At 64.0% G+C, this 14917-nt stretch carries 12 protein-coding genes; all 12 read right to left on the bottom strand.

Translation table 11 applies throughout. The features are described from left to right. Positions 1 to 178: 178 nt before the first annotated feature. Positions 179 to 2548: a trimethylamine N-oxide demethylase gene (locus NKJ89_RS05220; RefSeq protein WP_352600495.1), complete on the bottom strand. Its 2370-nt coding sequence runs from the start codon at positions 2546 to 2548 to the stop codon at positions 179 to 181. A gap of 106 nt (positions 2549 to 2654) precedes the next feature. Beyond that, on the bottom strand, positions 2655 to 3284 hold the full coding sequence (locus tag NKJ89_RS05215) for a sarcosine oxidase subunit gamma (protein ID WP_352600493.1): 630 nt from the start codon (positions 3282 to 3284) through the stop codon (positions 2655 to 2657). Next, entirely contained in the window at positions 3277 to 6258 is a 2982-nt protein-coding gene (locus NKJ89_RS05210; protein WP_352600491.1) for a sarcosine oxidase subunit alpha, read from the bottom strand. The genes NKJ89_RS05215 and NKJ89_RS05210 overlap by 8 nt, the downstream gene beginning before the upstream one ends. Positions 6259 to 6460: 202 nt before the next feature. Then, positions 6461 to 6736 carry a sarcosine oxidase subunit delta gene (locus NKJ89_RS05205; RefSeq protein ID WP_352600489.1) on the bottom strand — a complete coding sequence of 92 codons (276 nt, stop codon included), beginning with the start codon at positions 6734 to 6736 and terminating at the stop codon, positions 6461 to 6463. Positions 6737 to 6753: 17 nt separating this feature from the next. Continuing rightward, positions 6754 to 8007, bottom strand: coding sequence for a sarcosine oxidase subunit beta family protein (locus tag NKJ89_RS05200; RefSeq protein ID WP_352600487.1), 1254 nt, complete (start codon positions 8005 to 8007; stop codon positions 6754 to 6756). 37 nt (positions 8008 to 8044) lie between these two features. Continuing rightward, positions 8045 to 9352 carry a type III glutamate--ammonia ligase gene (gene glnT, locus NKJ89_RS05195; RefSeq protein WP_352600485.1) on the bottom strand — a complete coding sequence of 436 codons (1308 nt, stop codon included), beginning with the start codon at positions 9350 to 9352 and terminating at the stop codon, positions 8045 to 8047. Positions 9353 to 9415: 63 nt separating this feature from the next. After that, positions 9416 to 10744 carry an FMN-binding glutamate synthase family protein gene (locus NKJ89_RS05190; protein ID WP_352600483.1) on the bottom strand — a complete coding sequence of 443 codons (1329 nt, stop codon included), beginning with the start codon at positions 10742 to 10744 and terminating at the stop codon, positions 9416 to 9418. A gap of 6 nt (positions 10745 to 10750) precedes the next feature. Next, complete coding sequence (locus tag NKJ89_RS05185) at positions 10751 to 11476, bottom strand: GltB/FmdC/FwdC-like GXGXG domain-containing protein (protein ID WP_352600481.1); 726 nt, start codon at positions 11474 to 11476, stop codon at positions 10751 to 10753. 4 nt (positions 11477 to 11480) lie between these two features. Next, positions 11481 to 12377 (bottom strand): class II glutamine amidotransferase, encoded by an 897-nt coding sequence (locus tag NKJ89_RS05180; RefSeq protein ID WP_352600479.1) that lies wholly within the window; start codon positions 12375 to 12377, stop codon positions 11481 to 11483. Positions 12378 to 12462: 85 nt separating this feature from the next. Continuing rightward, a complete protein-coding gene (locus tag NKJ89_RS05175) occupies positions 12463 to 12786 on the bottom strand; it encodes a hypothetical protein (protein WP_352600477.1) in 324 nt (107 codons plus the stop codon). Further along, complete coding sequence (locus NKJ89_RS05170) at positions 12783 to 13472, bottom strand: hypothetical protein (RefSeq protein WP_352600475.1); 690 nt, start codon at positions 13470 to 13472, stop codon at positions 12783 to 12785. The genes NKJ89_RS05175 and NKJ89_RS05170 overlap by 4 nt, the downstream gene beginning before the upstream one ends. Positions 13473 to 13518: 46 nt before the next feature. Further along, on the bottom strand, positions 13519 to 14913 hold the full coding sequence (locus tag NKJ89_RS05165; RefSeq protein ID WP_352600473.1) for an APC family permease: 1395 nt from the start codon (positions 14911 to 14913) through the stop codon (positions 13519 to 13521). Positions 14914 to 14917 lie beyond the last annotated feature (4 nt).

Here is a 14917-nt window from a genome sequence, read left to right as displayed (position 1 = left end):
ATTGAGCGACTGCGGGTGTTTCCACTCAGTCGCATTTTTTTCTTAGCAGTGAAGATTGATCCGGCGCGCTTTCAGGTCAAGCGTTTTGTGAAGCCATGCACATCACGCTTGTGAGCGTAGGATTCACGCGACCGGTGAAATTACAGACCGGCCGACCTGTTTGTCGTGAAAACGGTCCTCATGAGCGCGGTTTTGCCTTCTGCGGATCGTAATGCGCGAAGGCGACGACGCGCGCCGGCAGCCGCTTGGCATGGCCATCGAGCTTGCCGATCTCGACCTCGGTGCCAATGGCCGAATGAGTGACCTCGAGCCTCGCCAGCGCGATATTCTTGTTCAGCACCGGCGAACGCATGGCTGAGGTGACGACGCCGATCTGGGCGCGGCCGACATGCACGCAGTCGCCATGGCCGACGGCGACATTGGCGTCGATGTCGAGCCCGACCAGCTTCGTCCGCGGGTGCTCCTTGCGGCGGATCAGCGCCTCGCGGCCGATGAAATCGTCGGTCTTGCTCTTCAGCGGCACGGTGAAGCCGATGCCGGCCTCGAACGGATCGGTCTGGTCGGAGAATTCGTAGCCGGCGAAGATCAGCCCGGCCTCGATGCGCACCATGTCGAGTGCCTGCAGCCCCATCGGCTTCAGCCCATGTGGCTGGCCGGCCGCCCAGATGGCATCGAACACCTTTTCGGCGTCGCGCGGATGGCACCAGATCTCGTAGCCGAGCTCGCCGGTGTAGCCGGTGCGCGAGACGACGACCGGAATGCCGTTGCCGCCACCGATGCGGGCGACGGCGAAACGGAACCATTCGAGTTCATCGATCGACGGCTGCAGCGGCGACGTCCAGATGACTTCACGCAGGATGTCGCGGCTCTTCGGCCCTTGCAGGGCGACATTGTGCATCTGGTCGGTGGAGGAGCGGACCAGCACGTTGAGCCCCAGCTTTGCCGCTGTCTCGCGCAGCCATTCGCCGGACAGATCGTCGCCGCCGACCCAACGGAAATTATCCTTGCCGAGGCGCAGCAGCGTGCCGTCATCGATCACGCCGCCATGTTCGTAGCACATGGCGGAATAGACGACCTGGCCGACGCCGAGCTTCTTGACGTCGCGGGTCAGCGTGTACTGCAGCAGCGCTTCGGAGTCGGGACCGGTGACCTCGAACTTGCGCAGCGGCGACAGGTCCATGATCACTGCGTCCTGCCGGCAGGCCCAGTATTCGGCGATCGGTCCTTCCTTGGCGAAGGAGTTGGCCAGCCAGTAGCCCCTGTACTCCTGAAAGTTGCGGGTGTGCTTGGCAAAGCTCGAATGAAAGGAGGTCTCGCGGGTCATTTTCGGTTCCGAATCAGGCGTCATGCGTCTGGCGATCGCTCGCGAGAATTTGTGCTGGCCGGAATAGGTGCGCACATGGATGTCGGTCGGGTTCCAGCCATTGGCCGGCGTCGTGTCGTCGGGGCAGGCGGAGGAAACGCAGACGATGTCGGTGAGCGCGCGCAACAGCACATAGTCGCCGGGCCGCGACCATGGCTCATCGGACACCATCACGCCATGCGCGTCGATCGCGGTGTTGAAGAAGAAGTTGATCGCCATCCAGCCGGCACGAGGATTGACGCCCCTGTCCGCCAGCGCGCGATTGAAATTCTCCGAGCAGTTGGTGTGGCCGGGATAGCCGATATCGTCGTAATATTTGGCTGCGCAGGCGAGCGCGAACGCATCATGCCGACCGCATGTGTCCTGCACCACTTCGACCAGCGGCTCCATGTCCTGGTCGTAATATTTCGAATGCAGGCCGGGCATCGGATAGCTCGCACCCATCAGCGTGCGGGTCGTCGTCACGTCGAGTGGATGGTCGAAGCCCTTGTCCAGCTTGCGCGCCGAAAAGCACTGGAAGTCGGTGCACTGGCGCCCATCGACATCGATGATCTGCAGATAGTCGCCCGCCTTGACGAAATAGGACTGCGCCGTCGCCGAATGGACGCGCAGGTCCAGCACCGGATCGGCCAGCGGATCGGCCAGTTGCGATTTCGCCGCCGGGTGGATTGTGGCGCGGCGCACGATAACCGTGAGCGGCGTCGCGGTGTCGTGGCCATCGACCAGCATCGGCCCGCCGGGTGCGGCGATGACCATCGAGCCGTCGCGCGCGACGGTGAAAGCCTGCTCGCTGCCGGCAGGCGTGGAGCCGCCGAACACGCGCACCGCCTTGGCCTGGTCCAGCTGCACCTGCCGGCGTGAGAGCCCGCCCCGCAGGGATGCGAGACTATCGTCGCCATCGTCCAGCAGCGCCTTGATGCCGGCTGCATTGCTGTTCGACGTTTCTCCAAAAATGCCGGGATCGGTCGCGCCGGTCTTGTCCCAGGCCAGCAACTCGCAGGCCTGGCCGCCCTCGACATTGCGCACGGTGATCGTATCGCCGGCCTCGATGTCGATCAGCACGGCGCCGTTGCCATGGATCGTGTAACGCTCCATGCCCGGCGGCAGCGCAATCTGGCCGGGTCTCAGGATGAGGCTCGGCCGGGGCGGTCCGGCTGCAATTGCGGGGTAGGGCGACCGGCTCATCTCAGCCTTGCGGTTAGAGAAACAAGTTTGCCTGTGTGTGAAATTATTTTAGCAGCAAGAATAGCAGTGCGGTTGCGTTTGGCAAGGCGGAGGGCGCGCACAAGCGCTACGCCAGCTCCTCGGAATGGCTGACGTCGACGCCATATTCAGCCGCCGCATCAAGCATCGTGCCCCACAGGCTTTCGGCAAACGTCGCAAACACCAGTAAATTGAACACCGCCTGCCCATCCGGCCGGTCGCCGCCGCGCCAGAGCGTCACGCTGGTGTGGTCCATCGAGGTTGCGGCGGCGGCGCCAATCGGAAATGCTCCCGCGTGCAGATCGATCGACGACAGTTTCACCAGCATCATCCGCGCCTTGGCTCCGGAAATGCTGATCAAGGCGCGCGCATGCGATTGGTCGGACAGCGAGGCGGCACCGGACAATGAAGGCGCCAGCGTCTGCATCGCGTGCTTGCCGCCATTCGACAGCACGAAGAACTGATCCGGTCCGGACCAAATCAGCGTGGCGTCCTGAGCCTGTATCGCCTTGGGCACATCGGGAGCCGCCACGCCAAAACGGGCCATTGCCGCCTTTGCCAGCTCGGCCGCTTGGCCGCGCCGCGCCATCACCTGGATCAGGTCGAAGTTGCGTATCTCGGTCAGCGATACGCCGGCGTCGGTGCTGCTTGCACCATGCACGCCGGCGACCAGCGCATGCTCGAGAGGACTGCGGGGAGCCCAGGAAAACTCAGCCACGCTGGCGCCCTCCATCGGGATCGCAGTAGACGGGATTGCACAGCTCGACATCATAGTCCTCACCGCGCAATGGGTCATGCGCGTGTACGATCTCGCCGATGCGCTCGCGGCCGCGTTCGACAAGTGCGAGCCCGATCCATTGGTCCGATGTCGGCGAGAAACAGACCGAGGTGACATACCCCTGGTCGTTGCCGGGGCCAGGTGTCTGCCCTTTCGGAATGACATGCGCGCCGGAGCGTAGCCGGCGAGCCTTGTCGGTCGGCTTGACGCCGACAACGACCTGGCGATCCGGCGCGACCAGCGCTTCGCGCCCCGCCATGACGCGGCCGATATAGTCCTTCTTGGTCGACATCATCTTGCCCAAGCCGAGATCGGCCGCCGTCGTCGTGCCGTTCAGTTCCGGTCCGGCGATGTGGCCCTTTTCGATCCGCATGACGCCGAGCGCCTCGGTGCCGTAGGGCGTGACGCCGAATGGCGCGCCGGCCAGCATCAGATTGCGCGCCATGGCGTCGCCGAAGCGTGCCGGCACCGAAATCTCGAAGGCCATCTCGCCGGAGAACGAGATGCGGAACAGCCGCGCCTTGAGGCCGCCGCGAAGCGCCACTTCGCGGGCGCCCATGAACGGAAAGCCTTCGTTCGACAGGTCTTCCGACGGGTCGACGACTTCCCTGAGCAGGTCGCGTGTCTTGGGCCCGGCGATCGAGAACTGCGCCCACTGGTCGGAGACCGAGGTGAGCTGGACGTCGAGTTCCGGAAACAGCACCTGCCGGCAGAATTCAAGATGCTGCATCACCAGCCCGGCCTTGGCGGTGGTGGTGGTCAGGAAATAGTGATCCTCGGCCAGCCGCGACGTGGTGCCGTCGTCATAGACGATGCCGTCCTCGCGCAGCATCAGCCCGTAGCGGGCTTTTCCCACCGCAAGGCTGGAGAAGGTGTTGATGTAGACGCGGTCGAGGAAGGCACCGGCATCCGGGCCGTGCACGTCGATCTTGCCGAGCGTCGAGACATCGCAGAAGCCGACGCCGCCGCGCACCGCCTTGACCTCGCGGGTCACCGATTCCAGCCAGTCCTTTTCGCCGGCGCGCGGATACCATTGCGCACGCTTCCACAGGCCAGTGTCGACGAAGATCGCACCCTGTCCGGCCGCCCAGTGATGCGACGGCGTCAGCCGCGTCGCATGGAAAGTCTCGTCGCGGTGATGGCCGGCGAAGGCGCCGATGGCGACCGGCACGTAAGGAGGCCGGTAGATCGTCGTCCCGGTCTCGGGAATGGATCGTCCGCTTACCGCGGCCATGATAGCGAGGCCGGCGACATTCGATGTCTTGCCCTGGTCGGTCGCCATGCCGAGCGTCGTGTAGCGCTTCAGGTGCTCGACGGATTCAAAGCCCTCGCGCTGCGCCAGTTCGATATCGGAAGCGGTGACATCATGCTGGTAATCGACAAAGGCTTTTCCCTTACCGGCGACATGCCAGAGCGGCGTCAGCGAAAAGGCCTCGTCGTCAGCGACAGGAGTGGCACCCGCCATACCATTGTGCCCCGCGTCACGCGCCGCTGCCGCGCCGGCGGCAAATCCCTGGCTCAGGCAGGCGCCGAGTCCGAAGTCGCCGTTGGCGGCCCCGGCGGCAACCATTCCGGGTGGCGCGCCGTCGGGCACGAAGGCGGAGATGTCGTCACGCCATTTCGGCCGGCCGCGATGGTAGGAGGTCAGCCCGACCGCCGGGTTCCAGCCGCCGGAAACGGCGAGGCCGTCCGCTTCGACCTCGGCGCGCGCGCCGCCCGTCAGCGACACCGCGATTTTCCTGACGCCGTCCTTGCCGCCCTCGACACCACTGACGGAGCCGTGCAGCACCGCGAAGCCACCCTTGGAAGCGAGCGATCGGCGGGCTAGAGATATATCAGGCCGTGTGTCGATGACCGCTGCGATCTGAAGTCCGGCGCCAAGCGCGGTCTCGATCGTACGCCAGCCATCCTCATTGTTGGTGAACAGCGCGATGCGCCTAGCCGGCGTCGCTGCATAGCGCGCGATGTAGGTTCGCATGGCTGAGGCCATCATCACGCCGGGCGTGTCGTTACCGGCAAAGACGATCGGCCGTTCGATGGCGCCGGCCGCGACAACGCAGCGCTTCGCCACGATCCGCCACAGGCGCTGGCGCACCTGATGCTCGGGCGGCGAGGGCAGGTGGTCGTTGACCCGCTCGATCGCACCATAGGTGCCGCCATCGTAGACGCCGAACAATGTCGTGCGGGTCACGATGCGGACGTCGGGCATATCAGCCAATTCGGCCAGCGTCCGCGACAGCCACTCGGCTGCCGGCAAGCCATCGATCGTGCCGCCGTCCGACAGGAGACGGCCGCCGAGCGTGAAATCTTCTTCGCACAGGATGACGCGGGCACCAGAGCGGCCGGCTGCCAACGCTGCGGCCAGACCGGCCGGGCCGGAGCCGGCTATCAGCACATCGCAATGCGCCCATGCCTTGTCGTAGTGGTCGGGATCGGCGACGCCGGCGGCGCGGCCAAGGCCGGCGGCGCGGCGGATCGCCGGCTCATAGATCGCTTCCCAAAACTTCGCCGGCCACATGAAGGTCTTGTAGTAGAAGCCGGCGACGAAGATCGGCGCGAACAGCTGGTTCACCGACATCACATCGTGGCGCAGCGACGGCCAGCGGTTCTGGCTCGCGGCTTCCAGACCGTCATAGAGTTCGGCCGTCGTCGCCTTGGTGTTCGGCTCGCGCCGTGCACCCGTGCGCAGTTCGACCAGCGCGTTTGGCTCTTCCGAGCCAGCGGTGAGGATACCGCGCGGGCGATGGTATTTGAACGAGCGGCCGACCAGCTTGACGCCATTGGCGATCAGCGCCGAGGCGAGCGTGTCGCCCTGGAAGCCGGAGAACGTCTTGCCGTCGAAACGGAAGTTCAGCGGCACTGAGCGGTCGACAAGACCGCCGGATGTGAGGCGATGGGATTGGGACGACGTCACGACTGCCGGCCTTCCGTGAATTCGATGAAATGCGAGACGGTTGCGCCGCCTCTTACCCTCCCCCTTGTGGGGAGGGTCGCTGCGCAGCAGCGGGGTGGGGGTGCGGCACCGCCCGCCACCCGGACCTGCGGTCCGACCTCCCCACAAGGGGGAGGTGGAGGGCTGGCGCTTTTCGCGACGGCTATGGTCTCGACAGGAAAACTCATTTCGCGACCTGCCTCGCCCCAGCGCCGACCGCCGGCTCCACCGACGAAATCTCATGCGTCAGCGTGTTGCGGGTGACCTTCAGCCAAGCCCGGCAGCCGCCGCCATGATACCAGTATTCGCTGGTTTGCCCGGCGACGTTGTCGCGCAGATAGACATAGTCGAAGACCTCGTCTTGTGAGGCGCCGGCTTCGGGCCGCACCGGCTTGGCATCGCCGAGATAGGTGAACTCGCCGAGTTCACGTTCGCCGCAGAAGGGACAGACAATGCGCATGCTGTTCTAGGCCGCCTTCAATGCAGGTTCGGTTGGGCGCCCTGGCCCTTTTCGTCGATCATCGCACCAGTCCGGAACCGGTCGAGGCGGAACCGCGCCGCCTCTTCGTGCGGCGTGTCGTGGGCCAGAAGATGGGCAAAGACAAAGCCGGAGCCCGGCGTCGCCTTGAAGCCGCCATAGCACCAGCCGGCGTTGATATAGAGCCCTTCGACCGGGCTCTTGTCGATGATCGGCGAGCCATCCATCGACATGTCCATGATGCCGCCCCACTGGCGCAGAAGACGCACACGGCCGATCATCGGCATCAGCGCCATGCCGCCCTCGCAGACGTCCTCCATCACAGGCATGTTGCCGCGCTGGGCATAGGAATTGTAGCCGTCTATGTCGCCGCCGAAGACCAGCCCGCCCTTGTCTGACTGGCTGACATAGAAATGGCCGGCGCCGAAGGTCATGACGCCGGGGATGAGCGGTTTGATCGCCTCGGAGACGAAGGCCTGCAGCACATGGCTTTCGATCGGCAGGCGCAAACCGGCCATCGCCGCGACGCGCGAGGAACTGCCGGCAACAGCCATGCCGACCTTTCCGGCGCCGATCTTGCCGCGCGACGTCTCGACGCCGGTCACCTTGCCGTTGGCGTCGCGGGTGAACCCCGTCACCTCGCAGTTCTGGATGATGTCGACGCCGAGCGCGCTTGCCGCATGGGCATAGCCCCAGACCACGGCATCGTGGCGCGCCGTGCCACCGCGCCGCTGCAGGAGCCCGCCTTGCACGGGAAAGCGCGCATTGTCGAAGTTCAGGAACGGTATCATCTTCTTGACGGCGGCGAGGTCGAGCAGTTCGGCGTCGATGCCGTTGATGCGCATCGTGTTGCCGCGCCGTGCATAGGCGTCGCGCTGTGCGTCGGAGTGGTAGAGGTTGATGACGCCGCGCTGGCTGACCATCGTGTTGTAGTTGAGGTCCTGCTCCATCCGCTCCCACAGCTTCATCGACAGTTCGTAGAAGCCGGTGTTGCCGGGCAGGCCGTAATTGGAGCGGATGATGGTGGTGTTGCGGCCGGCATTGCCGGAGCCGATCCAGCCTTTTTCGAGCACGGCGACGTTTCTGATGCCGTACTCGCTGGCCAAGAACCAGGCGGTTGCCAGCCCGTGGCCGCCGCCGCCGATGATCACCACGTCGTAATGGTCCTTCGGCGTGGCGTCACGCCACGTGCGTTGCCAGTTCTTGTGGCCGGACAGGGCGGCGCGGGCGAGCGAGAAGATCGAATATTTCATACGTTCATTCCGAGGTCGCTCGCATCCCGCCGGGTCGTCAGATATCCAGCGTGTGGTCGCGCTCCCATTGCGTGAAGTGCGAAGCATAGGAATTCCATTCCTGGTGCTTCAGCTTTAGGTAGGCCGACGAGAATTCCTCACCCAGCGCCGCCTTGAGCGATTTGTCGTTGTCGAACTCGCGCAACGCATCGAGCAGGTTGAGCGGCAGCTTCGGCGCGCCCTCCACCGTATGGCCGTGCTGGTACATGTCGATGTCGTAGCGCCTGCCCGGATCGGCTTTCGAGCGGATGCCGTCGAGGCCGGCCGCGATGATGACCGCCTGCAGCAGATAAGGGTTGGCGGCACCATCCGGCAGGCGCAGTTCGAAGCGGCCGGGACCGGGCACGCGCACCATGTGGGTGCGGTTGTTGCCGGTCCAGGTCACCGTGTTCGGCGCCCAGGTCGCACCCGAAATGGTGCGCGGCGCGTTGATGCGCTTGTAGGAATTCACCGTCGGGTTGGTGATCGCAGCCAGGGCCGAAGCATGCTTCATGATGCCGCCGAGGAAATTCCTGCCCTTCGCCGACAGGCCGAGTTCCATCGCATTGTCGGCGAAGACGTTGGTCTTGCCGGCCTTGTCCCACACCGAGATATGGGCGTGGCAGCCATTGCCGGTCAGTCCCTGGAAGGGTTTGGGCATGAAGGTCGCTCGAAGGCCATGTTTTTCCGCGATCGACTTGACCATGAATTTGAAGAACGAGTGCTTGTCGGCGGTCGCCAGCGCGTCGTCGAAGGCCCAGTTCATCTCGAACTGGCCGTTGGCATCCTCGTGGTCGTTCTGGTAGGCGCCCCAGCCGAGCGCCAGCATGTGGTCGCAGATTTCCGCGATGACATCGTAGCGACGCATCACCGCCTGCTGGTCGTAGCAAGGTTTCGACGCCGTATCGTATTCGTCGGAGATCGTCTTGCCGTCCGGTGAGATCAGGAAGAACTCGGCCTCGACGCCGGTCTTGACGTGCATGCCGTCACTGGCGGCTTCCGCGATCAGCCGCTTCAGCGTGTTGCGCGGCGCCTGGTCGACCTCCTTGTCGTCCATGATGCAGTTGGCTGCGACCCAGGCGACCTCAGGCTTCCACGGCAGCTGAATGACCGAATTCGGATCCGGCACCGCCAGCATGTCGGGATGCGCCGGCGTCAGATCGAGCCAAGTGGCGAAGCCGGCAAAGCCGGCGCCATCCTTCTGCATGTCGGCGATCGCCTGCGCCGGCACCAGCTTGGCACGCTGGCCACTGAACAGGTCGGTGTAGGAAATCATGAAGTATTTGACGTTTTTCGCCCTTGCGAATTCAGCAAGATCAAGTGTCACCGCAGTTCCCCATTTTTTGTCAATTGTTGGCCCCAGAGCATGTGGGCTTCGGCCCTTCGTTGATCAGAAGCCGTTCTTCCCCGGTATCCAATTGGTGCCGGCCAGCGGCACGCCGGCCATTGCGGCTGCCTCGATCGTCAGCGCGACGAGGTCCTCGGGCTCGAGATTGTGCAGGCTGTTCTTGCCGCACGCGCGGGCGATCGTTTGAGCCTCAAGCGTCATCACCTTGAGGTAGTTCGCCAGCCGGCGTCCGGCGGCAATGGGATCGACCCGCTTCATCAGTTCCGGGTCCTGCGTGGTGATGCCGGCCGGGTCGCGCCCCTCGTGCCAGTCGTCATAGGCGCCAGCCGTGGTGCCGAGTTCGTTATATTCCGCCTCCCAGTGCGGATCGTTGTCGCCGAGCGCGACAAGGGCAGCCGTGCCGATCGACACCGCATCGACGCCGAGGGCCAGCGCCTTGGCGACATCGGCGCCGTTGCGGATGCCGCCGGAGACGATCAGCTGCACCTTGCGGTGCATGCCGAGATCCTGCAGCGCCTGCACCGCCGGCCTGATGCAGGCAAGTGTCGGCTGGCCGACATTCTCGATGAATACTTCCTGGGTCGCGGCGGTACCGCCCTGCATGCCGTCGACGACGACGACATCGGCGCCGGCCTTCACGGCAAGCGCAGTGTCATAATAGGGCCGCGCGCCGCCAACCTTGACGTAGATCGGCTTCTCCCAGTCGGTGATTTCACGCAGTTCGAGAATCTTGATCTCGAGATCGTCGGGTCCGGTCCAGTCCGGGTGGCGCGAGGCGGAGCGCTGGTCGATGCCTTTCGGCAGCGTGCGCATTTCGGCGACGCGGTCGGAGATCTTCTGGCCAAGCAGCATGCCGCCGCCGCCAGGCTTGGCGCCCTGGCCGACGACCACCTCGATGGCATCGGCCCGGCGCAAATCGCGCGGGTTCATGCCGTAGCGGGAGGGCAGGTATTGATAGACCAGCTGCTTGGAATGGCCGCGCTCCTCCTCGGTCATGCCGCCATCGCCCGTGGTGGTCGAGGTGCCGGCCAGCGTCGTGCCGCGCCCAAGTGCTTCCTTGGCAGGCCCCGACAGCGAACCAAAGCTCATGCCGGCGATGGTGATCGGGATCTTCAGCTCTATCGGCTTCTTGGCGTGGCGCGAACCCAGCACCACGCTGGTGTCGCAGCGTTCGCGATAGCCTTCGAGCGGGTAACGCGAGATCGAGGCGCCGAGGAACAGGAGGTCGTCGAAATGCGGCAGCTTGCGTTTGGCACCGCCACCACGGATGTCATAGATGCCGGTCGCCGCGGCACGGCGAATTTCGGAAAGCGTATAGTCGTCGAAGGTCGCGGATTTGCGCGGCGTCGTCGGCGGGTTCCTGTAGGTCATGCTGCCTCAATACGCGTCGGCGTTGTCGATATTGAAATTGTAGAGCGTGCGCGCCGAGCCGTAGCGCTTGAATTCCGACGGCTTGACGCCGGTGATGCCGGCGCGGTCGAGCAGGCCCTGCAGCAATTCCAGGTGCTCGGTCCGCATCTCCTTGGCAATGCAGTCGGCACCCAGGCTGTCGACCTTGCCGCGCACGAACAGCCGCGCCTCGTAGATGGAATCGCCCAGCGCGTCGCCGGCATCGCCAAGCACCACCAGATTGCCGGACTGCGCCATGAACGCAGACATGTGGCCGATATTGCCGTGAACGACGATGTCGATCCCCTTCATCGAGATGCCGCAGCGCGACGAGGCGTTGCCCTCGATGACCAGCAGGCCGCCCCTGCCGGTGGCGCCGGCATACTGGCTGGCGTCACCCTTGATGGTGATCGACCCCGACATCATGTTCTCGCCGACGCCGGGACCCGCCGAGCCATGCACGGTAATCGTGCTGCCGGAATTCATGCCGCCGCAGTAATAGCCGACGCTGCCGCGCACATCGATGGCGACAGGCTGGTCGACGCCAACGGCGACCGAATGACTGCCTTTCGGATGGAGCACCTCCCAGGCTGTTTCATTCGAGCCGGGAGCCAGATTGTGAAGTGCCTGGTTGAGTTCGCGCAGCGACAGCTGGTCGAGATCGAAGACCCGAGGGTCGTGCGCCGTCGTCTTTGAAAGGCTGATTGCCGGCATGAACTCAGTGCTCCCAGAAATAGACGGTTGCGGGCTCGGGTTCCCAGACCCTTGCATTGTCTATGCCGGGCAGTTTGGTCAGCGCGCGATATTCCGAGCCGAAGGCGACGTACTGGTCTGTCTCGGCCATGACGGCGGGCTTGCAGGCGATCGGGTCGCGCACTACGCCAAAGCCGTTCTTGGTGCCGACGACGAAGGTGAAGAAGCCATCGAGATCGGAGAGCGTGCCTTCGAGCGCTTCGCCGAGATTCTTGCCATGCGCCATCTGCGACGAGAGATAGGCGGCGGCGACCTCGGTGTCATTCTCGGTCTCGAAGGTCATGCCTTCGCGGATCAGCTCGCGGCGGACATTGTTGTGGTTGGACAGCGAACCATTGTGCACCAGGCACTGGTCGGCGCCGGTCGAGAACGGATGCGCGCCCATCGTCGTCACTGCCGATTCCGTCGCCATGCGGGTGTGGCCGATGCCATGCGTGCCGGTCATCTTGCGAACATCGAAGCGATCGACGACGGCCTCGGGCAGGCCGACTTCCTTGTAGATCTCGACAACGTCGCCGGCGCCCATGATGCGGATGTCGGGGCGTAACGCTTGGATGGTTTCGCGCGCTTCGTCGATCTTGGCAGGCGTGGTCCTGACGACCGCATGGGTGGATTTCACCGCGATCGTCACCGGTGTGCCGATGGCCCTGGCGAGTTCCGCCTCGAGGCCGCGGAAATCGCGCTCCGGCTTGGCTGACTGGATGGTGATCTTGGCCTCGTCTTTGGAAGGCGCGCCATAGATGGCGATGCCGGCGCTGTCCGGGCCGCGATCACTGAGCGAGATCAGCATCTGCGACAGCATCGCCCCAAGCTGGGGTTCCAGCGCCTTGTCTTTCAAAAACAGTCCGACAATCCCACACATGTCAGCCTCCCAACGTTTGTAACTATGAGATGATGTATCGAATGCGTTGGCAAAATTCAATGCTATGAAAGAAATTTTCCTCTGGTTACGTGCGTGGCGTAATGCCGCCATGCGAATTGTCGCTGCCCGTCCGCGCATTGTGAACCCATTTGGCGGTGCGGATGCGGGCGATCTTGTAGGCGTCGAGGATCGACAGGGCATAGATCAGGAAGCCGCCGGCATGGCGGCCGACGAAGCTGGCATCAGGCGGCGCGATCTTGGCCGTGACCCATGCCAGGATCACCATGAAGAAGAGGAACTGCAGGCCGCGCACCGGCACGCCGAGAATGACATGTCCGCTTGCCGGCAGCACGATTGCGGCGCCGAGGACCAGATAGGGATTGGTAGGTGCGGGGATGGAACTGGTCATGCGGCCTGCCGTTCGGTTTTGTTGATGGCGTCGCGCAGCGCCGACACCGATACCAGCAATCTTTCGATCAATGCTGGATCGAGTGTGGTGCCGCCAAATTCGGCTTGCCGGAAAACGCCGTAGCGTGCCCGTTCGGCCTCGGCCAACAGCCAGACGATACGCACTCCGTTCGGGGTGATCAGCAGTTCCTTGGCGCGGCCCTCGGCAAAGATCTCGATATGGCTGGCGATGAGGCCCTGGGGAAAGCGCGCCGCCCTGCGGTCGGTTCGCAGAACCGCCTCGGCAGGAAATCCCGGGGCCTTGGGCAGCGTATGCTCAAGGTGATCGAAATTGGAGAAGGTCGTCGGCGAGCCCGGCCGCATCATCATGTCGAAGGTAGCTGGCACCGCGACCGCTTCGGTGACCGAAACACTGAGCCAGCGCGCCGGCAGTTTCCGCGTCGCCAGCGTATCGATGATGGTGCGCACCTGCACGCGCCGGCCTCTCCATGATCCTTGCCAGGTGATGACGCCGGCGGTGCCCTCCGAAACAATGGCTGCGTCGGCGATGACTGTGCGGACGCGGCCCTGCTCGACGGCGAGCGCCACCGATGCCCTGTTGCGGCCGATGCGCGCCAGCCAGGCAAGGTGGACGACGAGAGCCAGGACAATGGCCCCGGCAAGCAGTGCTGATGTCACCTCGGACATGTTCTCATGCCAAGGCCCGTCCGGAGTCCGGACGGGCCTACTCCCATCAATACCCCTGCGGCTTCGGCCACGGCATGGTGAACTGGTCGCCGCGCCGCACGAATCTGTACCGGTAGAAATGGAACCACAGCGAGATCAGGAAGTAGAAGGCGACCATGGCGATCAGCTGCGAACCGAAGCCGAGGAAGATGGCGAAGAAGGTCACCACGCAAAGGCAAAACAGCACGATTGCCGGGACCGGATGGAACGGGTGCGTGTAGCCGCGGCGGATAGAGCCCAGCGGCCACTTCTTGCGGAACATGACGATGTTGATGCTCATGAACGTGTATTGCAGCACGCCTGACAGGATCGAGAAGGTGATCGCCTGGTTGAGGTCGGCGATGAAGGCGAAGGCCAGCGCGATCGGCAGCAGGAACAGGATCGAGCGGTAGGGCGTGCGATATTTCGGATGCACGGCCGAGAACCAGGTCGGCAGATAGCGGTCACGGCCGAGCGAGAACCAGGCGCGCGCGGCGTCGTTGATGCAGCCGTTGGCCGAAGCCAGCGCGGCAAGCAGCGTGGCGACGAACAGCAGGTTCTCGAGCAGCGGACTGCCGGTCAGCTTGCCCGCGTCCCACAGCGGATAATAGGTGATGCCCAGATATTCCCAGGGCATCATCGAGGCGCAGACATACCAGGTCATGGCGGCGGCGATCAAAAGCGTGATCATGCCGGCCATGGTGCCGTAGGGCAGCGAGCGGGCCGGCGAGCGCACTTCTTCGGCGGCCTGCGTCGTCCCCTCGATGCCGAGATAATACCAGATGCCGAACTGGAAGGCGGCGATGACGCCGATCCAGCCATAGGGCAGGGCGTTGCCAGGGGTGACCAGTTCGTTGAGCTTCAGCACGGCGCCTTGCGTCCACGGGCTGACCGAGAAGAACAGGATGACGATCGAGATGTAGGCGATTGCTGTGATGACGAAGTTGACGTTGAGCGTCATCAGCACGCCGCGATAGTTCAGCCACGCCAGCACGACGATGGTCGCGGCGATGAATGAATTGTGGGTCAGGCCTTCGACCCCCGCCTTGGCGACGATGGTGTCGCCGAGCAGGATGGCGTCGGACACTTCGAGCATAGTGTAGGCAAAGACCAGGAACAGCGCGACATTGAACGCCATCAGCGGTCCGACAATGTGCTTGGCCTGCGCATATTGGCCGCCGGCGGCGGCGACGGTCGATGTCACCTCGGAATCTATCATCGCGACCGAGGTGTAGAGCAATCCGACAACCCAGCAGACGATCAGTGCTGCCAGCGCGCCGCCCTTGTCGGCGGCAAAATTCCAGCCTGTGAATTCGCCGACGAGAACGATGCCGACGCCAAGCGCCCAGACATGGGCCGGGCCAAGCACGCGCAGCAGGGAAACCCTGTCTCCGTGGATTGCCGGTTCAAGTGTAACCGTCATTGTT

The sequence above is a fragment of the Mesorhizobium sp. M0047 genome, assembly GCF_040323315.1.
GTDB lineage: Bacteria > Pseudomonadota > Alphaproteobacteria > Rhizobiales > Rhizobiaceae > Mesorhizobium.
The sequence above is the reverse complement of the archived record's forward strand: the minus strand, read 5'-3'. Positions and strand labels throughout refer to the sequence as shown.

Bases quoted from the DNA above. Each gene is read 5' to 3' on its own strand.
- NKJ89_RS05185 (WP_352600481.1), bottom strand. From the start codon at position 11,476: ATGCCGGCAATCAGCCTTTCAAAGACGACGGCGCACGACCCTCGGGTC.
- NKJ89_RS05175 (WP_352600477.1), bottom strand. From the start codon at position 12,786: ATGACCAGTTCCATCCCCGCACCTACCAATCCCTATCTGGTCCTCGGC.
- NKJ89_RS05170 (WP_352600475.1), bottom strand. From the start codon at position 13,472: ATGTCCGAGGTGACATCAGCACTGCTTGCCGGGGCCATTGTCCTGGCT.
- NKJ89_RS05165 (WP_352600473.1), bottom strand. From the start codon at position 14,913: ATGACGGTTACACTTGAACCGGCAATCCACGGAGACAGGGTTTCCCTG.
- NKJ89_RS05200 (WP_352600487.1), bottom strand. From the start codon at position 8,007: ATGAAATATTCGATCTTCTCGCTCGCCCGCGCCGCCCTGTCCGGCCAC.
- NKJ89_RS05220 (WP_352600495.1), bottom strand. From the start codon at position 2,548: ATGAGCCGGTCGCCCTACCCCGCAATTGCAGCCGGACCGCCCCGGCCG.
- NKJ89_RS05190 (WP_352600483.1), bottom strand. From the start codon at position 10,744: ATGACCTACAGGAACCCGCCGACGACGCCGCGCAAATCCGCGACCTTC.
- NKJ89_RS05180 (WP_352600479.1), bottom strand. From the start codon at position 12,377: ATGTGTGGGATTGTCGGACTGTTTTTGAAAGACAAGGCGCTGGAACCC.
- NKJ89_RS05205 (WP_352600489.1), bottom strand. From the start codon at position 6,736: ATGCGCATTGTCTGTCCCTTCTGCGGCGAACGTGAACTCGGCGAGTTC.